The following is a 20,960-nucleotide window of genomic DNA, read 5'->3' on the forward strand; positions in this document are numbered from 1 at the left end:
ACGGAGGCCTTACCCCCTACCGTGACAAGATGTGAGCGCGGTCAGGGGTTTGGAGGTGGCTGCTTGATTCCGGCCGCCGCGCAATGTTCCGCAGAATCCCGCGAAATCCCGAATCGACCTGCAATTGACCGAAGCCAACACCCCGCACAAGCCTCTGGAGGGCACCCTGTCGCAGCGCCTCATGCGACTGTGGCCTTATTTCCGTTCGGCCAAGACAGGCATCGTGCTGGCCGCGGTGAGCACGGTGATCGGCGCGCTCACCGAGCCCATGATTCCCGCCCTGCTCAAGCTGTTGCTCGACCAGGGGTTCACCGAAGGAAGCATTCCGCTGTGGATGGTGCCCGTGGCGCTCATGGGCCTGTTCGGCCTGCGCGGCATGGCCGGCTTCGTGGCGCAGTACACCCTGTCCTACACCGCCAGCCTGGGTCTGCTCAACTTGCGGCGGGCCATGTTCATCAAGCTCAACGATGCGCAGATGACGCTGTTCTCAAGGCAGAGCGCCAGCAAGCTTTCCAACACCCTGGTGTACGAGGTGCAGAACGGCTCGCAGATGCTGGTCTCTGCCATCCTGACGCTCACCAAGGACAGCCTGACCGTGCTCGCCCTGCTGGGCTATCTGTTCTACCTGAACTGGGGCCTCACCCTGATCGTGCTCACGGTGTTCCCGGGCCTGATCTTCATCATGCGGGTGCTATCGCGCCGGCTCTACCAGCTCACCCGCGACAACCAGCACGCCACCGACGAACTGGCCTATGTGGTCGAAGAGAACGCGCTGGCCCACCGCATGGTTCGCCTGCACGGTGCGCAGCAACGCCAGTCCGAACGCTTCGACCTGCTCAGCGTGGCGCTGCGGCGCCTGGCGCTGAAGTCCACCGTGGCCATGGCCGCCATGACGCCGCTCACGCAGCTGCTGGCTTCGGCGGCGCTCTCGGCGGTGATCGCCGTTGCGCTCTGGCAAAGCAGCTCCAGCGGCGTGACGGTGGGCAACTTCGTGGCCTTCGTCACCGCCATGCTCATGCTGATCACGCCCATCCGGCACCTTGCCGAGATCACCGCGCCCGTCACGCGTGGCCTGGCTGCCCTCGAGCGCGGGCTCGAACTCATCGAGCACACACCGGAACAGACCGGCGGCTCCCACCGCGCCGAACGTGTGCTGGGCGAGATCCAGCTGCGTTCGGTATGGGTCCGATATCCGGCCAAGGAAGGCGCTGAGTCCAGTCAGGCAGACGAGCACGGACGCACCGCGCTGCGTGGCATTTCGCTGGACATCAAGCCCGGCGAGGTGCTCGCCCTGGTGGGTCCATCGGGTTCGGGCAAGACCACGCTGGTCAACCTGCTGCCGCGTTTCGTGGAGGTGGACGAAGGCCAGGTGCTGCTGGACGGCGTGGCCCTGCCCGATTGGGAACTGGCCAACCTGCGGCGCCAGTTCGCCATGGTGAGCCAGGACGTGGTGATGCTCAACGACACACTGGCCGCCAACGTGGCGCTGGGCGCGTCCGACGCGCAGATCGATATCGAGCGCGTGCACGCGGCGCTGGCATCGGCCAACCTGAGCGAGCTCGTGACGCGCCTGCCCCAGGGCGTCCACAGCACGGTGGGACACAACGCCACGGAACTCTCGGGTGGACAGCGGCAGCGCCTGGCCATTGCCAGGGCGATCTACAAGGACGCACCCATCCTGATCCTGGACGAAGCCACATCGGCCCTGGACAACGAATCCGAGCGCCTGGTGCAGGAAGCGCTGGCGCGTCTCATGAAAGGGCGCACCACCCTGGTGATCGCCCACCGCCTGTCCACCATCGAGCACGCCGACCGCGTGGTGGTGCTGGCCGAGGGCCGCATCACCGAGCAGGGAACGCACGCGCAATTGCTCGCGGCCGACGGCCTTTACGCGCGACTGCACTCTCAAGGGCTGGGCTCCAGCGGCTGAGCGCAGCCAGGCGCTTCAGAGCAGGACGATGTCGTACTGCTCCTGCGTCATGGAGTTCTCGCTCTGCAGCGAGATCGGTTTGCCGATGAAGTCCGAGAGACCCGCCAGATGCGCCCGTTCCTCATCGAGGAACAACTCGATCACCTTGGGCGAAGCCACCACGCGGAATTCGCGCGGATTGAAGGCACGCGCCTCGCGCAGGATCTCGCGCAGGATGTCGTAGCACACGCTGCGCGCCGTCTTCACCACGCCCCGCCCCGAACAGGCCGCGCAGGATTCGCTGAGCATGTGGGCCAGCGACTCGCGCGTGCGCTTGCGGGTCATCTCCACCAGGCCGAGCTGGGAGAAACCGCCCGTCATGGTCTTCACGCGATCGCGCGCGAGCTGCTTGCGGAACTCGGAGAGCACCGATTCGCGGTGGTCTTCGCGCACCATGTCGATGAAATCCACGATGACGATGCCGCCCAGGTTGCGCAGGCGCAATTGCCGCGCAATGGCTTGCGCGGCCTCGAGATTGGTGCGGTAGACCGTGTCGTCGAAGTTGCGTGCCCCCACGAAGCCCCCGGTGTTCACATCCACCGTGGTGAGCGCCTCGGTCTGGTCGATCACCAGGTAGCCACCGGACTTCAGATCCACGCGGCGGCTGAGCGCTCGCACGATGTCCTCGTCGATGTTGAACAGGTCGAAGATCGGACGCTCGCCGCTGTAATGCTGCAGCTTGGTCACGGTGTCCGGCATGAACTCGCCCGCGAAGGCGGTGAGCAGGCCGTGCTGTTCGCGTGAATCGATGCGGATCGATTGCGTCTGTGCGCCCACCAGGTCCCGCAGCACGCGCTGCATGAGGTTCAGGTCTTCGTGCAACAGCGTCGCCGAGGGCTGTCGCGTGGACGCTTCCTTGATGCGCAACCAGGTCTTGCGCAGATACGCCGTGTCTTCCACCAATTCTTCGTCGGTGGCGTCCTCTGCGTTGGTGCGCAGGATGAAGCCGCCCGCCGGGCTGCCGTCGCTGGTGGCCGTGAGCCTCACCAGCCGTTGCCGCAAGGCCTCGCGCTGGGCCGGCGGAATCTTCTGCGAGACGCCGATGTGGTTGTCCTGCGGGAGGAACACGAGCAGGCGCCCGGCGATGCTGATCTGCGCCGTCAGGCGCGCGCCCTTGGTGCCGATGGGGTCCTTGAGCACCTGCACCATGAGCGCCTGACCTTCGAAGATCTGTCGTTCAATGGGCAGCACCGGATTGGGCGTGAGCACCTTGGGTGCGCTATTCACCACCGTGGCCGGCACAGCCGGTGCGGCAGCCTCGGCGTCGCCCACGCCCATCTGCGGCGCCCGCTCGCGCGGCGCCGCGTGCTTGGCTGCGATGTTGGGCATGAGGTCGGCCACGTGCAGGAACGCCGCGCGGTCCAGGCCGATGTCGATGAATGCAGACTGCATGCCCGGCAGCACGCGCGACACCTTGCCCAGGTAGATGTTGCCCACCAGACCGCGCTCGAGCGTGCGCTCCAGGTGAACTTCCTGCACGGCCCCCTGCTCCACCACCGCCACACGCGTTTCCTGCGGTGACCAGTTGATCAGAATGTCCTGGCTCATGTCGGCCGTCTCCGTGGCATTGTTGTGGTGGTTCAGTCCAGTGGCACGCCAGCGGCCGAGAGCACCTGTGCCGTCTCGTGCGCGGGCAATCCCATGATGCCCGAATAACTGCCGCTGATGTGGCTGACCCAGAGCCCGGCCTTGCCCTGGATCGCGTAGGCGCCGGCCTTGCCCATGGGCTCGCCCCCGTCCACGTAACGCCGGATGCGTGCTGGGCTCAGGGGCTCGAACGTTACCCACGAAGTGGACAACGCGCGCCAGGTGCGATTCGTGCGCGGCCCTGCGCGCCCCACGGCCACGGCGGTCAACACGCGGTGGCGCTGGCCGGCCAGGGCGGTGAGCATGGCGCGCGCCTCGGCGGCATCGGCCGGTTTGCCCAGGATGCGTCGACCCAGTGCCACGGTGGTGTCGGCACAGAGCACGGGCGCGCTGGGCAGGCCGCGGCGCTTGAGGCGCGCCAGCGATACCTGCAACTTCAGCCCCGTCACGCGCTGCACGTAGGCTGCAGGCGCTTCGCCCGGCAGCACCGCCTCCAGCGACTCCGCATCCTCGAGGGCGTCGGGCAGCAGCAGCTCGCAGCGCACGCCCCATTGTTCGAGCAGTTGCAGGCGGCGCGGGCTCTGCGAAGCGAGGTAGATGAAATCACTCATTCGCGGTGATAGGGGTGGTTGGCGTTGATGGACCAGGCGCGGTAGAGCTGCTCGATCAGCAGCACCCTGACCATGGCATGCGGCAAGGTCAGGTCGGACAGGCGGATGCGCTGGTGTGCGGCAGCGCGAAAAGCCGGGTCAAGCCCGTCCGGTCCGCCGATCACCAGCGCGACGTCATCACCTTCCAGTTGCCACGCCTGCAGTTGCACCGCCAGCGCTCTGGTGGTCAGGGTGGTGCCTCGCTCATCGAGCGCGACCACTCTGCTGCCGCGCGGAACGGCGGCTTCGATGCGCTCCCGCTCGGCGGACAACAGCGTCTCCAGCGTTCTGGAAGCACGCGGCTCGGTCTTCACGGTCTTGATTTCCACCCGCAACTCGGGTGGAAAGCGTTTGGCGTAATCGTCGTAGGCGGTCTGGGCCCAGTCGGGCACCTTCTGCCCGACCGCGACGATCAGCAGCTTCATGCCTTCTTCTTGGCGGCCGGCTTGCTGAGGGTTCGGCCAGCGGGCTTCGCGGCGGATTTCTTCGCCGCGGGCTTGCCAACCACCACCACCTTCTTCGGCGAAGAAGTCTTGGTCGGCGTGGCCTTGCGGACAGGGGTTTTCTTCGTCGCCACCGGCGCCGGTGCGGCTTTGGAAGCCGCCTTGCGCGCCACGGTCCTGGCAGAAACCGGTGCGACCTCGGGCGCCTTGGCCGGCTTCTTCCTCGCGGCAGGCTTCACCGGCGCCGCGGGCTTTTCGGCACCGTGTTTCACGCGCACGGGCTTGGCACCCCAGATTTCCTCGAGGCGGTAATACTGGCGGATCACGGGCTGCATCACGTGTGCCACGGCCGCCCCGCAATCCACGATGATCCACTCGCCATTTTCCTCACCCTCGATGCGCGGCTTGTCAAAGCCCGCCTCCCGCACGGCATCGCGCACGCTCGCGGCCAGGGCCTTGGTCTGACGGTTCGACGTGCCACTGGCGACGATCACACGTTCGAAGAGCGGGGAGAGGTGCTCGGTGTTGAAGACCACGATGTCCTGACCCTTCACGTCCTCGAGCCCATCGACGATGGCACGCTGGAGTTTCTGGATGTCTTTTTTGGCTGTGGTTTCGCTGGTCATTGAGGAGGCTGGTAGAGGTGGTGTTGTGAAATATAGCTTGCGACGGCCTCTGGCACCAGAACGCCCAGCGCGCCGGCATCGGGTGCCGACTGGCCCACGCGCGCTCGCACATCGGTGGCGCTGATGTTCCTGAGCGGCATGCGCAGCGGTTGAAAGGGGAGTTCAACCCCCGAAAGATCGGTTTCCCTGGTCTGGTCCAGCGCGGCGTGGGCGCCAATGTCGGCCGCGCGGTTGGCCACCGCCAGCGTGGCAAGTTCCAGCACTTCCTCCCAGCGCACCCAGGTCTTGAAGGCAAGCAACTGGTCAGCGCCCAGCACAAGAAAGAGCTCGGCGCCCGGGTATTCGCGCTGCAGTTCGCTCAGTGTGTCGGCGGTGTAGCTCGGCCCCAGGCGATGGATTTCCCGCTCGTCCAGCACCACCCGCGGCAGATCCCCGAATGCCCGCTGGCACATGGCCACGCGATGCTCTGCTGCTGACAACGTGCGCGACTTGTGCCAGGCCTGGCCGGTGGGCAGGATGTGCAACACGTCCAGCTGGAGCTGTTCGAGCGCCGTCTCCGCCAGCGCACGGTGGGCGCGGTGGGGCGGGTCGAAAGCGCCGCCGAACATCCCCACGCGCCGAGCGGCCATCAGAGCCAGTCCTTGCGCACCAGAAAATCCTTGTAGAGGCGCTCTTCGGGCGTGCCCTTCTTGGTCTTCCGGTTGTAGGCCCAACTGACCAGCGGTGGCATGGACAACAAAATGGACTCGCTGCGCCCACCGGATTGCAGGCCGAAGTGGGTGCCCCGATCCCACACCAGGTTGAATTCGACATAACGGCCGCGGCGGTAGAGCTGGAAGCTTCGCTCGCGTTCGCCATAGGGTGTGTTCTTCCTGCGGTCCACGAGAGGCAGGTAGGCGTCGAGGAAGGCGTCACCGACCGAACTCATCATGGCAAAACTGCCGTCGAAGCCGAGTTCGGAGAAGTCGTCGAAGAACACGCCTCCGATGCCGCGCTGCTCGTCGCGGTGCTTGAGGTAGAAGTACTCGTCGCACCATTTCTTGAAGCGTGGGTACTTGTCGACACCGAAAGGATCCAGGGCCTGTTTGACGGATCGGTGGAAGTGCACCGCGTCTTCCTCAAAACCATAGTAGGGCGTGAGGTCCATGCCACCACCGAACCAGCATACCGGCTCGCCACCGGCGGGCTTGGCCGCCAGCATGCGAACGTTCATGTGAACCGTGGGCACGTAGGGATTGCGCGGATGGAACACCAGCGAGACCCCCATGGCTTCGAAGGGGGCGCCGCTGAGTTCTGGCCGGTGCTGCGTGGCCGAGGGCGGCAGTCGCGGACCGCTCACATGGGAAAAGCCGCACCCGGCGCGCTCGAACACAGCGCCGTCCTCCAGGATCTGCGTGACGCCATTGCCTTGCAGCGCCTCGCCGCGCGGCTTTGTCCACGAATCGACCACGAAGCGACCGCCATCGACGAGAGCCACGGTGGAGGTGATTCGCTCCTGCAGATCGACGAGGTACTCACGAACCAGTGACTGGGGACTCTGTTGCATGCTCACACCGTATCGGCAGAAAAAGGCCTGGCCAAGGGTTGCACGGGGCTGGCGCCGTCCTTGCGCAATCCGCCCACACCCTCGTAAGCGGCGGCAATGCGGGCATAGTCGGCTTCGATGTCTCCACTCATGCGCAGGAAATCCATGACCTTGACCAGTTTGTGACTGTAATCGAGGTGAACCAGCGCCACCGGCACGTCTGCACCCAGCGCCACCCGGTAGAAACCGCTGCGCCAGCCGGGCATGCGACGGCGCGTGCCTTCGGGCGACAGCGCCAGCCAGAGCACCTTGCCTTCCTGCCGGTGCTGATTCATCAGGTTCACCATGTTGCCCACCATGCCCTGCGGAGAACCGCGCTGCAAGGCGATCCCGCCCAGCCAGCTCAGCCAGCGCCCCAGCAGCGGCACGCGAAACAGAGAATCCTTGCTCCAGAAGCGGGCGGGTATGCCGATCGCCCACTTGGCGAGGATCATGACCACAAAGTCCCAGTTGCTGGTGTGCGGGTAAATGATGGCCACACCCTGCAGCGACGGGAAGCCTTCGTACTGCAACCTCCAGCCGATGCTGCCCAGAAGCGCTCGCGCCAGGGCGGAACCCTTGAAACGCACCTCGTGAGGCCCGGGATAGTCGAGCGGACCGTTCAAAGCGCGCGGTACCCGATGTCGCGGCGGTACTGCATGCCGTCAAAGGCGATGGATGCCACGGCTTCGTAAGCGCGCTCGCGCGCCTGGGACACGGATTCCGCCAAGGCCGTGACGCACAGCACCCGCCCGCCCGACACCTGCACGTGCGCTCCAGCCAGCGTGGTGCCCGCGTGGAACACCATGCAGTCGGGCTCGTCGGCTGACAAGCCGATGATGGCATCGCCTTTTCGGGGGTTGAGCGGATAGCCGTAGGCGGCCAGCACCACCCCAAGTGCAACGCGCGGATCCCACTCCAGCGTGACACGGTCCAGCTCGGCGCGCGTGGCGCTGAGCAGCACCTGCGCGAGGTTGCTGCGCAGGCGCATGAGGATGGGCTGGGTTTCCGGGTCGCCCATCCGGCAGTTGAATTCCAGCGTCTTCACGGTTCCGTCCGGCGCGATCATCAAGCCCGCGTACAGAAAGCCGGTGTAGGGGATGCCATCGGCCGCCATGCCACGCAGCGTGGGAAGAATCACCTTGTTCATGGCCCGCTCGTGAACCACCGGCGTGACCACCGGCGCGGGCGAATACGCGCCCATTCCACCGGTGTTGGGTCCATGGTCGGCGTCCAGCAGTCGCTTGTGGTCCTGGCTGGTGGCCAGGGCCAGCGCGTGTTCCCCGTCGCAGAGCACGATGAAGCTGGCTTCCTCGCCGGCCAGGAATTCCTCGATCACCACGCGTGCGCCGCCCTCGTTGTGCACCACACCCAGGGCGTTGTCGACCAACATGAAATCGATGGCTTCGTGCGCCTCGGCCACCGTCATGGCCACCACCACGCCCTTGCCAGCGGCCAGCCCGTCGGCCTTGATGACGATGGGCGCGCCCTCGGCAGTCACGTAGGCGTGCGCAGCGTCGGCGTCGGTGAAGGTCCGGTATTTCGCGGTGGGAATGCCGTGGCGTTCCATGAAGGCCTTGGAAAAGGCCTTGGAACTTTCCAGCTGAGCAGCGGCCTGGGTGGGGCCGAAGATCGCCAGCCCATGGGCGCGGAATTCGTCCACCACGCCAGCAGCCAGCGGCGCTTCAGGTCCTACGACCGTCAGGCCGATCCCGTTGTTCATCGCCCATTCGCGCAACGCGGCCTTGTCGCTGATGGCGAGATTGGTGAGCCCCGGGTCTCGCGCGGTACCGGCATTGCCGGGTGCCACAAACACCTCGGTCACACCTTCGGCTTGCTTGAGCTTCCAGGCCAGCGCGTGTTCGCGGCCACCACCGCCAATGACAAGGACTTTCATTCGGCGATTTCAGCGTTGTGGAACACGTCCTGAACGTCGTCCAGGTCCTCGAGCACGTCCAGCAGCTTCTGCATGCGCGCCGCCTCGTCGCCTGTGAGTTCGATGCTGTTTTCAGCCCTCATCGTCACCTCGGCCACTTCCGGCTTCAGGCCAGCAGCTTCCAGCGCGTTCTTCACCGCTTCGAAGTCCATTGGTGAAGTCAGCACCTCGATGGCGCCCTCGTCGTCGCTGATCACATCGTCCGCACCGGCTTCAAGGGCAAGCTCCATCACCTTGTCTTCTGACGTGCCAGGCGCAAAGATGATCTGGCCGCAGTGCTTGAACTGAAAGGACACCGAGCCGTCGGTGCCCAGGTTGCCGCCGTATTTGCTGAACGCGTGGCGCACTTCGGCCACGGTTCGAACGCGGTTGTCGGTCATGGTGTCCACGATCACCGCCGCGCCGCCGATGCCATAGCCCTCGTAGCGGATCTCCTCGAGCGCCTGGCCTTCCAGGTTGCCCGATGCCTTGTCGACGTTGTACTTGATGCGGTCGGCCGGCATGTTGGCGGCCTTGGCCTTCTCGATGGCCAGGCGCAGGCGGGGGTTCATGGCCGGGTCGCCACCACCCTGGCGAGCGGCGACGGTGATCTCACGAATGACGCGCGTCCAGATCTTTCCCCGCTTCTCGTCCTGACGACCTTTGCGGTGCTGAATATTTGCCCATTTGCTGTGTCCGGCCACGAAATTTGTCCTTCAGCCTGTTCTGGCTTTGATCTAATAGCCTGCGATTTTACGTTTTCACCCGCCCTGCCCCGAACAACGCACCTCCAGGAAGAACCGCCATGGCCGAACCGATGCCGATCGCCCAGAACGCCCACACCAGCTGCCAGTTGCTGCCGGGACTGGCCAACCGCCATGGGCTGATCACCGGTGCCACCGGCACGGGGAAGACGGTGACGCTTCAGACGCTGGCTGAACAGTTCTCCAACATCGGCGTTCCAGTCTTCATGGCCGACGTGAAGGGCGACCTGTCGGGCATCAGCCAGAAGGGCAGCTTCGGCGAGAAGCTGACCAAGGTCTTGCAGGAACGTGGCATCACCCTGCCGGCCCCTCAGTCCTGCCCGACCACGCTTTGGGACGTGTTTGGCGAACTCGGCCATCCGGTGCGGGCCACCATCAGCGACATGGGGCCACTGCTGCTGGCACGCATGCTCAACCTGAACGACACTCAGGCGGGCGTGCTCAACCTCGTGTTCAAGATCGCCGACGACAACGGGCTGCTTCTGCTGGACATGAAAGACCTGCGGGCCATGCTGCAGCACATCGGCGACAACGCCAAGCAGTTCACCACCGAGTACGGCAACATCAGCGCAGCGAGCATCGGCGCCATCCAGCGCGGGCTGATGCAGGTCGAGCAGCAAGGCGGCGACCAGTTCTTTGGTGAACCGATGCTTGACATCAGCGATTTCATGCAGACGGTCGATGGCAAGGGCGTGATCAACATCCTGGCGGCCGACAAGCTCATGAATGCGCCGCGCCTGTACGCCACGTTTCTCCTGTGGATGCTGTCGGAGCTGTTCGAGACCCTCCCCGAGATCGGAGACCCCGACAAGCCCAAACTGGTCTTCTTTTTTGACGAGGCCCACCTGCTGTTCAACGAGGCACCCAAGGTGCTCATCGAGCGCATCGAACTGGTGGTGCGCCTCGTGCGCTCCAAGGGCGTCGGCGTCTACTTCGTGACGCAGAACCCGCTGGACATTCCCGACAGCGTGCTGGGCCAGCTGGGCAACCGGGTGCAGCATGCGCTGCGCGCATTCACCCCGCGCGACCAGAAGGCCGTGAAGTCCACCGCCCAGACCATGCGACCCAAGGCTGGCCTGGACATTGAGGCCGCCATCACCGAGCTGGCCGTGGGCGAAGCGCTGGTGAGCCTTCTGGACTCGAAAGGACGGCCCAGCGAAACCGAGCGCGTGTTCGTGATTCCGCCGGGCAGTCAACTCGGCCCCATCACCGATGCCCAGCGCAACCAGCTGCGGCAGGAATCGCTGGTGGCGGGCGTGTACGAAAAGGTGGTGGACCGCGAGAGCGCCTACGAGATGTTCCGCAACCATGCCGGTGCCCGTGGCACCGAGGCCGAGCCCGAAGCCGCCAAACCCGCCGCGAGGACCCCGCGCATTCCCGGCACTCCCAAGGAAACGCCAGTCGAGAAGAGCGCCATCAATGAAGCGCTCTTTGGCCGCACCGGCCCTCGCGGCGGTCAATACGACGGCCTGGTGCAGACCATGGCCAAGACCGCCGCGCGCACGGTGGCCAGTGGGCTTGGGCGGCAGATCCTGCGCGGCGTGCTCGGCGGATTGCTGGGCGGCAAGCGCTGATCGGAGATCCCATGAAAATCGCGTTCTACATCGTTCTTGCGGCCATCGTTCTGGCGCTTGTGGCCGCGCAAGTCGGCTTGCTGGGTGGGCAGCGCCCTGGCGACCTGGGCGTGAAGGAGGGCCGCCTGAAACCGCCTTCGCTCACCCGCAACAGTGTGAGCAGCCAGGCGGCGCTGTACCCGGACCATCCCCAGCGCAGCTACGCCGCCATCGATCCCTTGCCGTTCAAGGCGGGTGGACCTACCGAGTCGATCCGTTCGCTGGAGACCGCGCTGCGTACCTTTCCGGGCATCACTGTGGTCGAGCAGCGCGCCGACTACCTCCAAGCCCAGGCACAGACGCGCTGGCTCAAGTTTGTCGACGATCTGGAATTCTGGGCCAATCCCACCGCTGGCGTGATTGAGCTGCGCAGTGCCAGCCGACTGGGGCGGGAGGACTTCGGCGTCAACCGGCAGCGCATCGAAGCGATTCGGGCGGCGTATCTGACAGCACCCTGAGGCTCGGGGCCCCATCACCACGAAAAGCAAAAGGCCCGGCAAGACCGGGCCTTGTGCATGGCGACGGCTATCTCAGCCCGCGGTGGCTTCCTCGGGCTTGGCCTTGCCTTCCTTCTTCGGCAGGGGCTGGATGTCGAGCTGGACTTCCTGCGTTTCCTTGCCTGCTTCGTCGAGCTTGGTCTCGATGTCCACGGTGAGGCGACCGCCTTCCGTCAGGCGACCAAAGAGCAGTTCGTCGGCCAGCGCACGGCGGATCGTGTCCTGGATCAGGCGCTGCATGGGGCGAGCTCCCATCAGCGGATCGAAACCCTTCTTGGCCAGGTGCTTGCGCAGCGCGTCGGTGAAGGTCACTTCCACCTTCTTCTCGGCCAGCTGCGTTTCCAGCTGCAGCAGGAACTTGTCGACCACGCGCATGATGATGTTCTCATCAAGCGCCTTGAAGCTCACCGTGGCGTCCAGGCGGTTGCGGAACTCCGGCGTGAACAGGCGCTTGATGTCGGCCATCTCGTCGCCCGCCTCGCGCGGATTGGTGAAGCCGATGGTCGACTTGTTCATGGTCTCGGCACCCGCGTTCGTCGTCATGATGATGATGACGTTGCGGAAGTCGGCCTTGCGCCCGTTGTTGTCGGTCAGCGTACCGTGGTCCATCACCTGCAGGAGCACGTTGAAGATGTCCGGATGCGCCTTCTCGATCTCGTCGAGCAACAGCACGCAGTGCGGCTTCTTGGTCACGGCTTCCGTCAGCAATCCGCCCTGGTCAAAGCCCACATATCCGGGAGGTGCGCCGATCAGGCGGCTCACGGCATGGCGCTCCATGTACTCCGACATGTCGAAGCGGATCAGGTCGATGCCCATGATGTAGGCCAACTGCTTGGCGGCCTCGGTCTTGCCCACGCCCGTAGGGCCGCTGAACAGGAACGCGCCGATCGGCTTGTCGTTCTTGCCGAGGCCCGAACGCGCCATCTTCACGGAAGAAGCCAGGATCTCCAGCGCCTTGTCCTGGCCAAACACCACGCTCTTCAGGTCGCGTTCCAGCGTCTGCAGCTTGCTGCGGTCGTCGTTCGATACGTTGGCCGGGGGAATGCGTGCGATCTTGGCCACGATTTCCTCGACTTCGGCCTTGCTGATGGTCTTCTTGCGCTTGGACACCGGCAAGATGCGCTGCGCAGCACCCGCCTCGTCGATCACGTCGATGGCCTTGTCGGGCAGATGCCGGTCGTTGATGTACTTGGCGCTCAGTTCAGCCGCCGCTTGCAGAGCAGCCAGGGCGTACTTGACGTTGTGGTGTTCCTCGAAGCGCGACTTCAGGCCCTTGAGGATGTCGACCGTCTGCTCGACCGTGGGCTCGACCACGTCGACCTTCTGGAACCGGCGGGAGAGTGCGGCGTCCTTTTCAAAGATGCCACGGTACTCGGTGAACGTGGTCGCGCCAATGCACTTGAGTTGGCCGCTGGAAAGCGCCGGCTTGAGCAGGTTGGACGCGTCCAGCGTGCCGCCCGAGGCCGCGCCGGCCCCGATCAGGGTGTGGATTTCATCGATGAAGAGGATCGCATTGGGCTTGTCCTTGAGCGACTTGAGCACACCCTTGAGTCGCTGCTCGAAATCGCCCCGGTACTTGGTACCGGCGAGCAGCGCACCCATGTCCAGCGAGTACACGGCCGAGTCGGCAAGGATTTCGGGCACGTCGCCCTGGGTGATGCGCCAGGCCAGGCCTTCCGCGATAGCGGTCTTGCCCACGCCAGCTTCTCCCACCAGCAGCGGGTTGTTCTTGCGGCGACGGCACAGGATCTGGATCACGCGCTCGACCTCGTACTCGCGCCCGATCAACGGGTCGATCTTGCCGTCCTTGGCAAGCTGGTTAAGGTTCTGGGTGAACTGTTCCAGGGGCGAAGCCTTTTCATTTCCCTTGGCTTCGCCGGCTTCCTCGTTCTCGGCAGCACTTTCGCCCGATTTCGTGGGCTCAGGCGGGTCGCTCTTGCGGATGCCGTGGGCAATGAAGTTCACCACGTCCAGGCGGGTCACGCCCTGCTGGTGTAGGTAATACACGGCGTGCGAGTCTTTCTCGCCGAAGATGGCCACAAGCACATTCGCGCCGGTGACTTCCTTCTTGCCGTTGCCAGTGGACTGCACATGCATGATGGCGCGCTGGATCACGCGCTGGAATCCCAGGGTGGGCTGGGTGTCCACCTCATCGGTCCCGGCGACCTGGGGTGTGTTGTCCTTGATGAAATTCGTCAGGGACTTGCGCAGGTCGTCGATGTTGGCCGAACAGGCTCGCAGCACCTCGGCTGCGCTGGGGTTGTCAAGCAGGGCAAGCAGCAGGTGCTCGACAGTGATGAATTCGTGCCGCTGCTGCCTGGCCTCGACGAAGGCCATATGCAAGCTGACTTCAAGTTCCTGGGCAATCATGGGCACGTCCTTTGGGATGGGGATGAGGAGATGAGCAATCGATTTCTGGATTCAAGTATGGGGTACGGAGTTCAAATGGGGTGGGTTTGGGTTTATTCAACCGGCTCACTCATGCATTGCAAAGGATGCCCCGATGCGCGGGCAGCCTGGAGGACCTGATCCACTTTGGTGCTCGCCACGTCGCGGGAATAGACGCCGCAGATCCCTTTTCCCTCCAGATGGATCTTGAGCATGATCTGGGTCGCCGTCTCCCGATCCTTGCTGAAGTACTCCTGGATGACGTGGACCACGAACTCCATGGGGGTGAAGTCGTCGTTGAGCAGCACCACCTGGAACATCTGGGGCGGTTGTGTGCGCTGTGCGCGACGCTCGAGCACCACCGAATCGTCGCTGCCCACACTGGGCGGAGCAACGGGAGTGGGTGGTTTTTTCGGGTTCTGGGTGGCCATGAAAATGATTCTAGCGGCGCGCCCGTGTCCGCAACGACGTGCGGGCATAGGATGATCCGGATCTGGCTTGGGAAGCCTGAACCCGGACTCCGTGGAGGCTTGGCAGCGGCGCGATCGTCCATGCCTCATTGTGAATCCAAAGCCGGCAGGAAAACCGTGAAGAAAGCCGTCATTCGAACCGCTGTTCGTCTGCCCGACGCGCCGACAGACGGAGGCCCGGAGAGGCCCCGAGCTACATGTGCTCGATCATGACCTCGCCAAACCCCGAGCAGCTCACCTGCGTGGCTCCATCCATCAGGCGGGCAAAGTCGTAGGTCACCTTTTTGCTGAGGATGGCCTTTTCCAGGGAACTGATGATCAGATCAGCGGCTTCCTTCCAGCCCATGTGCCTGAGCATCATTTCGGCCGAAAGGATTTCCGAACCCGGGTTCACGTAGTCCTTGCCCGCGTACTTGGGCGCCGTGCCGTGGGTCGCCTCGAAACAGGCCACCGTGTCCGACAGGTTGGCACCCGGCGCAATGCCGATACCGCCCACCTGTGCCGCCAGGGCGTCAGAAATGTAGTCGCCGTTGAGATTGAGCGTCGCCACCACCGAATATTCGGCCGGACGCAGCAGGATCTGCTGCAGGAAAGCGTCGGCAATGCTGTCCTTGATCAAGATGTCGCGTCCGCTTCGCGGGTTCTTGAAACGGCACCACGGGCCTCCGTCGATGGGCTGGGCGCCGAATTCCTTCTGCGCCAGCGCATAGGCCCAGTCACGAAACCCGCCCTCGGTGTATTTCATGATGTTGCCCTTGTGCACGATGGTCACGTTGGGCTTGTCGTTGTCGATGGCGTACTGAACCGCCTTTCGCATCAGGCGCTCGGTGCCTTCCCGGGAAACCGGCTTGACACCGATGCCCGATGTATTGGGGAAGCGAATTTTGGTGACCCCCATCTCTTCGGTGAGGAACCTGATCAGTTTTTTCGCCTTTTCCGACTCCGCCTCGTATTCGATACCGGCGTAGATGTCTTCCGAGTTCTCGCGGAAGATCACCATGTTGGTCTTCTCGGGCTCCTTGAGCGGCGATGGAACGCCTTTGAAGTACTGCACCGGGCGAAGGCACACGTAAAGGTCGAGCTCCTGTCGCAGGGCCACATTGAGGGAGCGGATGCCGCCGCCCACCGGCGTCGTCAGTGGCCCCTTGATGGACACCACGTACTCGCGCAGCACGGCAAGCGTTTCCTCCGGGAGCCAGACGTCCGGCCCGTACACGCGCGTCGACTTCTCGCCCGCGTACACCTCCATCCAGTGGATCTTGCGGTTTCCGCCATAGGCCTTGGCCACAGCGGCATCGACCACCTTGAGCATCACAGGCGTGATGTCCACTCCAGTCCCGTCTCCCTCGATGAACGGCACGATGGGCTCGTCAGGCACGTTCAGGGACATGTCGGCATTGACCGTGATCTTCTGACCCTGGGCGGGAACCTGGATGTGCTGGTACATGGGCTGGCGTCTGCGTATGGCGGGATGAGGGGGAAATTCTAGTCCGGGCCCTGCATGCGAGACGGGTGGCGCACAATGCGGCCCTGATCGCGGTCCAACGCCCTGCCCCCATGAAACGCCTTCTCATCCCCCTCTTCTGCCTGCTTTTCGCTGCCACCGGACCTGTCTGGTCGCAAGCCGATGCGCCTCAGCTGCAGTTGCCCCGGGTCCAGCTGTCGGCAGGCATGTTCCTGATCAACGCCCAGGTGGTGAGCACACCCGAACAGCGGGCCACCGGGCTGATGTTTCGCAAGGAGATGCCGGCCAACGAGGGCATGCTGTTCGTGTTCGAGCAGCCCGCCAGCCAATGCTTCTGGATGAAGAACACGTTGCTGCCCCTCACGGCTGCGTTTGTGGCGGACGACGGCACCATCGTCAACCTGGCGGACATGCAGCCCCAGAGCCTGGATTCACATTGCTCTGCCAAGCCGGTGCGCTATGTGCTGGAAATGCACCAGGGCTGGTTTGGCAAGCGGGGCCTGAAGGCGGGCTCAAGGTTGTCGGGCGGTCCCTTCACCCGTTAGGCCGGGGAATTCCCCGGCCTGCTGGCCGCCTCAGGCCTTGATCGATTCGAGTGCGGCGTTGAACGTCTTGCTGGGACGCATGATGGTCTCGAGCTTGTCGAAGTCGGGCTTGTAGTACCCCCCAATGTCAACCGCCTTGCCCTGCACCGCAGCAAGTTCGGCGACGATGGTCTTCTCGTTGTCGGCGAGCTGTTTCGCCAGAGGCGCGAATTTCGCCGCCAGTGCCGCGTCCTCCGTCTGCGCCGCGAGCTCTTGCGCCCAGTACAGCGCCAGGTAGAACTGGCTGCCACGGTTGTCGAGCTGTCCCGTCTTCGGTGACGGGTTCTTGTTGTTGTCCAGCAGCTTGCCGGTCGCCGAATCCAGCGTGCGCGCCAGGATCTTGGCTTGCGCGTTCCCCGTCTTCAAGCCCAGGTCTTCGAGCGACACGGCCAGGGCCAGGAACTCGCCGAGCGAATCCCAGCGCAGGTGGTTCTCTTCCACCAGTTGCTGCACATGCTTGGGCGCCGAGCCGCCGGCACCGGTCTCGTACATGCCGCCACCCGCCATCAGCGGCACGATGGACAGCATCTTGGCGCTGGTGCCCAGTTCCATGATGGGGAACAGGTCGGTGAGGTAATCGCGCAGGATGTTGCCGGTGGCGCTGATCGTGTCCAGGCCACGGATCACACGCTCCAGCGTGTAGCGCATGGCTCGCACCTGGCTCATGATCTGGATGTCCAGACCAGCCGTGTTGTGCTCGTGCAGGTACATCTTGACCTTGGTGATGAGTTGCGCCTCATGCGGACGGTACTGGTCGAGCCAGAACACCACGGGCATGCCTGAATTGCGCGCCCGGTTCACGGCGAGCTTCACCCAGTCGCGGATCGCAGCGTCCTTGACCTGGCACATGCGCCAGATGTCGCCCTGTTCCACGTTCTGGCTCATAAGCACCTCGCCGGTGGCCAGGTCGGTGATGTTGGCCACACCGTGTTCGGGGATCTCGAAAGTCTTGTCGTGCGAGCCGTACTCCTCGGCCTGCTGCGCCATCAGACCCACGTTGGGCACGGTGCCCATCGTCTTGGGGTCGAATGCGCCGTGCCATTTGCAGAAGTTGATCATCTCCTGGTAGATGCGGGCAAACGTCGACTCCGGCATGACCGCCTTCACGTCCTTGAGTCGACCGTCGGCGCCCCACATCTTGCCGCTGTTGCGGATCATCGCGGGCATGGACGCATCAACGATCACGTCGTTCGGGGAATGGAAGTTGGTGATGCCTTTGGCGGAATCGACCATGGCCAGTTCGGGGCGGCCTTCATGGCAGGCGTGCAGATCGCGCTTGATCTCGTCCTGCTTGCTCTGCGGGAGCGTGGCGATCTTGTTGTAGAGATCGACCATGCCGTTGTTGACGTTGACGCCGAGCTCGTCGAACAGCTTGCCGTGCTTTTCAAAGGCTTCCTTGTAGAAGATCTTCACGCAATGGCCAAAGACGATGGGATGGGACACCTTCATCATGGTGGCCTTGACGTGCAGCGAGAACATCACGCCGGTCTTGTGGGCGTCCTCGATCTCCTTTTCATAGAAGGCCAGCAGCGCCTTCTTGCTCATGAACATCGAGTCCACGATCTCGCGGTCCAGCAGCGACACCTTTGGCTTGAGCACGATGGTCTTGCCGCTCGTGGTGATCAGCTCCATCTTCACGTCGCGCGCCTTGTCCAGCGTCATGGACTTTTCGCCATGGTAGAAGTCACCGGCGTGCATGTGCGAGACGTGCGAGCGCGACGCCTGGCTCCACTCCCCCATGCTGTGCGGGTTCTTGCGCGCGTACTCCTTCACGGCCCGGGGGGCGCGGCGGTCCGAATTGCCCTCGCGCAACACGGGGTTGACCGCGCTGCCCGTGCACCTGGAGTAGCGCGCACGGATGTCCTTTTCCTCGTCCGTCTTCGGGTTTTCAGGGTAGTCCGGAATCTTGTAGCCCTTGGCCTGAAGTTCCTTGATGCAGGCCATCAGTTGAGACACCGAGGCACTGATGTTGGGCAGCTTGATGATGTTCGCCTGCGGTTTGAGGGTGAGCTTGCCCAGCTCGGCCAGATAGTCAGGCACGCGCTGTTCCTCGGTCAGGCACTCGGGAAAAGCGGCCAGCACGCGAGCGGCCACGGAGATGTCGCTGGTGGCCACGTTCACGCCCGCAGGTGCGGCGAAGGTGCGGATGATGGGCAGAAACGCACTGGTGGCCAGCAGGGGTGCTTCGTCCGTGAGCGTGTAGATGATGGTGGGTTGCTGGCTGCTCATTGCGTATCTCCAGGGATTGTTGGGGTAGGCCGCCGGCCGTGCCGGTCAAGTCGTCCGGGCATGCGTCCGGGACCACCCGTGATTTTGCTTTCCCAGACCCGCGCAGACCGTCGATTTTGGAACGCCATTCCCACAATGCAGAACAGCGACCCGAAAATCTTCATTTTTTTCGCGCGCGATCAAGAAAAAAGGCCCGAAGGTTTGCCCCTCGAGCCCTGCTCATGTGCCAGGCAGCTTCAGCCGAAGTTCTTTTCGGCAAAAGACCAGTTCACCAGCTTGTCGAGGTAGGTCTCGACGAACTTGGGGCGCAGGTTGCGGTAGTCGATGTAGTAAGCGTGCTCCCACACATCCACCGTCAGCAAGGCCTTGTCGCCCGTGGTCAGCGGGGTACCTGCGGCGCCCATGTTCACAATGTCCACCGTGCCGTCGGCCTTTTTCACGAGCCAGGTCCAGCCAGAACCGAAGTTGCCCACAGCCGACTTGACAAAGGCTTCCTTGAACGCGGCGTAGCTGCCCCACTTGGCCGTGATCGCTTCGCCGAGCTTGCCTGAGGGCTCGCCACCGCCGCTGGGCTTCATGCAGTTCCAGAAAAAGGTGTGGTTCCAGATCTGGGCGGCGTTGTTGTAGATGCCGCCGCTGGACTTCTTCACGATGGACTCGAGGTCCATGCTCTCGAACTCGGTGCCCTTCTGCAGGTTGTTGAGGTTCACCACATACGCGTTGTGGTGCTTGCCGTGGTGAAACTCCAGGGTCTCGCGACTGTAGTGCGGAGCCAGTGCATCCAGGTCGTAGGGCAATGCGGGCAGGGTGTGTTCCATGGGGGGTCCTCTTGTGTTGGAGTAGTGACACGTGCCTGGCTGCGGCGCAAGGAGCAGCAGGTCAACAGCGATGCATTGTAGGCAAGGCTGCCAACGGCAAGGCGAGCATGGTTTCTCGCACCGCGAACGTAGGCTCAGGAATCAACCCGAAGGCCGAGTTCGCCGTCGGCCAGGGTGGCTCGCACGGCCTGTCCGGGGGAGGCCTGTGTGGCGCGCGTGAGTGCGCGACCCTGCTCGTCGGTCAGGAACGCATAGCCGCGCTGCAGCACCAGGCGCGGATCGAGCATGCCCAGCGCCACCTCGGCGCGCTGCAGGCGGGTGTTCTGCCGGTCCAGCGCCCGTTGGCGCGCCTGCGGCAAGGTGGTCTTCAGGGCCAGGAGTCGGTTGCGTTGCGACTGCGCTGAAAGCAGCACGCCGCTTTGCAGGCGGTGTTGCAGGCGTGAAAGTTGCTGCTGGCTGTCGTGCAGGCGGGTCGATGGGCGCCCGAGCCGCTGCGCCAGCCGGTCCAGCCGCTGGCCTTGCTGGTCCAGCATGCCCATTGCGGTGGACGTCAGGCGCTCATCCAGGTAATCCAGTTCGCCCAGGCGCTGATCGCGGGGCGGTGCGCAGAGCTCGGCGGCGGCGGTGGGCGTGGGCGCGCGCAGGTCGGCCACGAAATCGGCCAGGGTGAAATCGGTCTCGTGGCCGACACCGCAAACCACCGGCATGGCTGCCCGGGCAATGGTGCGCACCAGCGTGGGGTCGTTGAAGGACCAGAGGTCTTCCAGCGATCCGCCGCCGCGAACCAGCAGGAGCACATCGCATTCCGCCCTGGAGTAGGCCAGTTGGAGCGCCGCGCACAGTTCGCCAGGCGCATGCGTGCCCTGTACGGCGGCAGGGTAGATCACCACCGGGATGTGCGGCACGCGGCGCCTGAGCGCGGTCGCCACGTCTCGCAAGGCCGCTGCGCCGAGCGAGGTGACCACGCCGATGCCACGTGGCTGCGCCGGCAACGGCCGCTTGCGCGCGGCTTCGAACAAGCCTTCTGCCTCGAGCTGCGCCTTGAGCTGGAGGAACTGCTCGAACAGCGTGCCCTGACCTCCGGGCTTGAGGCTCTCCACGATGAGCTGAAGATCGCCGCGCGGTCCGTAGACGTCGAGCTTGCCGCGTGCCTCCACTAGCTGGCCATCTCGGGGGGTGAAATCGAGTTGGTCGGCGGCCCGTCGAAACATGGCGCAGCGCACCTGCCCGCCTTCGTCCTTGAGGGAAAAATAGCAATGACCACTGGCTGCGCGCGAGAAGCCGGAAAGTTCGCCCCGAACCGCCACAGGATTGAAGCGAGCAGCCAGGGTGTCCGCCACCGCTCGCATCAGCGGCCCAACCGCCCACACTCGCCGCG

Annotated in this window: 19 protein-coding genes; 4 read left to right on the plus strand and 15 right to left on the minus strand. The window is 64.1% G+C overall.

From position 1 onward, the window contains the following. Positions 1–181 precede the first annotated feature (181 nt). A complete protein-coding gene (gene msbA / locus ACTIEY_RS10505; protein ID WP_439519442.1) occupies positions 182–1,930 on the plus strand; it encodes a lipid A export permease/ATP-binding protein MsbA in 1,749 nt (582 codons plus the stop codon). A gap of 15 nt (positions 1,931–1,945) precedes the next feature. On the opposite strand, the gene ACTIEY_RS10510 is transcribed toward msbA, so the two are convergent. Genes ACTIEY_RS10510 through ACTIEY_RS10550 form a run of 9 tightly spaced genes read right to left on the minus strand, consistent with a single transcriptional unit; the run spans position 1,946 to position 9,458 of the window. Then, positions 1,946–3,517, minus strand: a complete 1,572-nt coding sequence (locus ACTIEY_RS10510) for an Rne/Rng family ribonuclease (RefSeq protein WP_439519048.1) — start codon at positions 3,515–3,517, stop codon at positions 1,946–1,948. Between the two features lie 32 nt (positions 3,518–3,549). Then, positions 3,550–4,167: a Maf family protein gene (locus ACTIEY_RS10515; protein WP_439519049.1), complete on the minus strand. Its 618-nt coding sequence runs from the start codon at positions 4,165–4,167 to the stop codon at positions 3,550–3,552. Next, a complete protein-coding gene (gene rlmH, locus ACTIEY_RS10520) occupies positions 4,164–4,631 on the minus strand; it encodes a 23S rRNA (pseudouridine(1915)-N(3))-methyltransferase RlmH (RefSeq protein WP_439519050.1) in 468 nt (155 codons plus the stop codon). Before rlmH ends, ACTIEY_RS10515 begins: the two co-directional genes overlap by 4 nt. Further along, the gene (rsfS, locus tag ACTIEY_RS10525) at positions 4,628–5,275 is read right to left on the minus strand and encodes a ribosome silencing factor (protein WP_439519051.1); all 648 of its coding nucleotides are present in this window, start codon (positions 5,273–5,275) and stop codon (positions 4,628–4,630) included. Before rsfS ends, rlmH begins: the two co-directional genes overlap by 4 nt. After that, positions 5,272–5,904: a nicotinate (nicotinamide) nucleotide adenylyltransferase gene (nadD, locus tag ACTIEY_RS10530; protein ID WP_439519052.1), complete on the minus strand. Its 633-nt coding sequence runs from the start codon at positions 5,902–5,904 to the stop codon at positions 5,272–5,274. The genes rsfS and nadD overlap by 4 nt, the downstream gene beginning before the upstream one ends. Beyond that, a complete protein-coding gene (gene hemF, locus ACTIEY_RS10535; protein ID WP_439519053.1) occupies positions 5,904–6,821 on the minus strand; it encodes an oxygen-dependent coproporphyrinogen oxidase in 918 nt (305 codons plus the stop codon). Before hemF ends, nadD begins: the two co-directional genes overlap by 1 nt. A 2-nt stretch (positions 6,822–6,823) precedes the next feature. Further along, the gene (locus ACTIEY_RS10540) at positions 6,824–7,465 is read right to left on the minus strand and encodes a 1-acyl-sn-glycerol-3-phosphate acyltransferase (protein ID WP_439519054.1); all 642 of its coding nucleotides are present in this window, start codon (positions 7,463–7,465) and stop codon (positions 6,824–6,826) included. After that, entirely contained in the window at positions 7,462–8,736 is a 1,275-nt protein-coding gene (gene purD, locus ACTIEY_RS10545) for a phosphoribosylamine--glycine ligase (protein ID WP_439519055.1), read from the minus strand. Before purD ends, ACTIEY_RS10540 begins: the two co-directional genes overlap by 4 nt. Further along, the gene (locus tag ACTIEY_RS10550; protein WP_439519056.1) at positions 8,733–9,458 is read right to left on the minus strand and encodes a YebC/PmpR family DNA-binding transcriptional regulator; all 726 of its coding nucleotides are present in this window, start codon (positions 9,456–9,458) and stop codon (positions 8,733–8,735) included. Before ACTIEY_RS10550 ends, purD begins: the two co-directional genes overlap by 4 nt. Positions 9,459–9,559: 101 nt before the next feature. Between ACTIEY_RS10550 and ACTIEY_RS10555 the strand changes: the two genes are divergently transcribed. Both ACTIEY_RS10555 and ACTIEY_RS10560 read left to right on the plus strand, forming a co-directional pair. Continuing rightward, entirely contained in the window at positions 9,560–11,092 is a 1,533-nt protein-coding gene (locus ACTIEY_RS10555; protein ID WP_439519057.1) for a helicase HerA-like domain-containing protein, read from the plus strand. 11 nt (positions 11,093–11,103) lie between these two features. Next, positions 11,104–11,589, plus strand: coding sequence for a DUF1499 domain-containing protein (locus ACTIEY_RS10560; RefSeq protein ID WP_439519058.1), 486 nt, complete (start codon positions 11,104–11,106; stop codon positions 11,587–11,589). 72 nt (positions 11,590–11,661) lie between these two features. On the opposite strand, the gene clpA is transcribed toward ACTIEY_RS10560, so the two are convergent. The 3 genes from clpA to icd form a co-directional block, all read right to left on the minus strand. Then, positions 11,662–13,998 (minus strand): ATP-dependent Clp protease ATP-binding subunit ClpA, encoded by a 2,337-nt coding sequence (clpA, locus tag ACTIEY_RS10565; protein ID WP_439519059.1) that lies wholly within the window; start codon positions 13,996–13,998, stop codon positions 11,662–11,664. 92 nt (positions 13,999–14,090) lie between these two features. Beyond that, complete coding sequence (gene clpS, locus ACTIEY_RS10570; protein WP_439519060.1) at positions 14,091–14,447, minus strand: ATP-dependent Clp protease adapter ClpS; 357 nt, start codon at positions 14,445–14,447, stop codon at positions 14,091–14,093. A gap of 232 nt (positions 14,448–14,679) precedes the next feature. Further along, positions 14,680–15,933, minus strand: a complete 1,254-nt coding sequence (icd, locus tag ACTIEY_RS10575) for an NADP-dependent isocitrate dehydrogenase (protein ID WP_439519061.1) — start codon at positions 15,931–15,933, stop codon at positions 14,680–14,682. Positions 15,934–16,043: 110 nt separating this feature from the next. On the opposite strand from icd, the gene ACTIEY_RS10580 reads away from it, so the two are divergent. After that, positions 16,044–16,496, plus strand: coding sequence for a DUF192 domain-containing protein (locus ACTIEY_RS10580; protein WP_439519062.1), 453 nt, complete (start codon positions 16,044–16,046; stop codon positions 16,494–16,496). Between the two features lie 30 nt (positions 16,497–16,526). On the opposite strand, the gene ACTIEY_RS10585 is transcribed toward ACTIEY_RS10580, so the two are convergent. The 3 genes from ACTIEY_RS10585 to xseA all read right to left on the minus strand — a co-directional run bounded on the left by ACTIEY_RS10585 (position 16,527) and on the right by xseA (position 20,931). Continuing rightward, on the minus strand, positions 16,527–18,764 hold the full coding sequence (locus ACTIEY_RS10585; protein ID WP_439519063.1) for an NADP-dependent isocitrate dehydrogenase: 2,238 nt from the start codon (positions 18,762–18,764) through the stop codon (positions 16,527–16,529). 236 nt (positions 18,765–19,000) lie between these two features. After that, positions 19,001–19,582 carry a superoxide dismutase gene (locus tag ACTIEY_RS10590; RefSeq protein WP_439519064.1) on the minus strand — a complete coding sequence of 194 codons (582 nt, stop codon included), beginning with the start codon at positions 19,580–19,582 and terminating at the stop codon, positions 19,001–19,003. A 134-nt stretch (positions 19,583–19,716) separates the two neighbouring features. Further along, complete coding sequence (xseA, locus tag ACTIEY_RS10595) at positions 19,717–20,931, minus strand: exodeoxyribonuclease VII large subunit (protein WP_439519443.1); 1,215 nt, start codon at positions 20,929–20,931, stop codon at positions 19,717–19,719. Positions 20,932–20,960 lie beyond the last annotated feature (29 nt).

The organism is Hydrogenophaga sp., assembly GCF_051858985.1.
Classification (GTDB): domain Bacteria; phylum Pseudomonadota; class Gammaproteobacteria; order Burkholderiales; family Burkholderiaceae_C; genus Hydrogenophaga.

What these genes read in the sequence shown, in the direction of transcription:
- msbA (WP_439519442.1), top strand. Translation starts at nt 182, where the DNA reads ATGCGACTGTGGCCTTATTTCCGTTCGGCCAAGACAGGCATCGTGCTG.
- ACTIEY_RS10510 (WP_439519048.1), bottom strand. Translation starts at nt 3,517, where the DNA reads ATGAGCCAGGACATTCTGATCAACTGGTCACCGCAGGAAACGCGTGTG.
- ACTIEY_RS10515 (WP_439519049.1), bottom strand. Translation starts at nt 4,167, where the DNA reads ATGAGTGATTTCATCTACCTCGCTTCGCAGAGCCCGCGCCGCCTGCAA.
- rlmH (WP_439519050.1), bottom strand. Translation starts at nt 4,631, where the DNA reads ATGAAGCTGCTGATCGTCGCGGTCGGGCAGAAGGTGCCCGACTGGGCC.
- rsfS (WP_439519051.1), bottom strand. Translation starts at nt 5,275, where the DNA reads ATGACCAGCGAAACCACAGCCAAAAAAGACATCCAGAAACTCCAGCGT.
- nadD (WP_439519052.1), bottom strand. Translation starts at nt 5,904, where the DNA reads ATGGCCGCTCGGCGCGTGGGGATGTTCGGCGGCGCTTTCGACCCGCCC.
- hemF (WP_439519053.1), bottom strand. Translation starts at nt 6,821, where the DNA reads ATGCAACAGAGTCCCCAGTCACTGGTTCGTGAGTACCTCGTCGATCTG.
- purD (WP_439519055.1), bottom strand. Translation starts at nt 8,736, where the DNA reads ATGAAAGTCCTTGTCATTGGCGGTGGTGGCCGCGAACACGCGCTGGCC.
- ACTIEY_RS10555 (WP_439519057.1), top strand. Translation starts at nt 9,560, where the DNA reads ATGGCCGAACCGATGCCGATCGCCCAGAACGCCCACACCAGCTGCCAG.
- ACTIEY_RS10560 (WP_439519058.1), top strand. Translation starts at nt 11,104, where the DNA reads ATGAAAATCGCGTTCTACATCGTTCTTGCGGCCATCGTTCTGGCGCTT.
- clpA (WP_439519059.1), bottom strand. Translation starts at nt 13,998, where the DNA reads ATGATTGCCCAGGAACTTGAAGTCAGCTTGCATATGGCCTTCGTCGAG.
- clpS (WP_439519060.1), bottom strand. Translation starts at nt 14,447, where the DNA reads ATGGCCACCCAGAACCCGAAAAAACCACCCACTCCCGTTGCTCCGCCC.
- icd (WP_439519061.1), bottom strand. Translation starts at nt 15,933, where the DNA reads ATGTACCAGCACATCCAGGTTCCCGCCCAGGGTCAGAAGATCACGGTC.
- ACTIEY_RS10580 (WP_439519062.1), top strand. Translation starts at nt 16,044, where the DNA reads ATGAAACGCCTTCTCATCCCCCTCTTCTGCCTGCTTTTCGCTGCCACC.
- ACTIEY_RS10585 (WP_439519063.1), bottom strand. Translation starts at nt 18,764, where the DNA reads ATGAGCAGCCAGCAACCCACCATCATCTACACGCTCACGGACGAAGCA.
- ACTIEY_RS10590 (WP_439519064.1), bottom strand. Translation starts at nt 19,582, where the DNA reads ATGGAACACACCCTGCCCGCATTGCCCTACGACCTGGATGCACTGGCT.
- xseA (WP_439519443.1), bottom strand. Translation starts at nt 20,931, where the DNA reads ATGCGAGCGGTGGCGGACACCCTGGCTGCTCGCTTCAATCCTGTGGCG.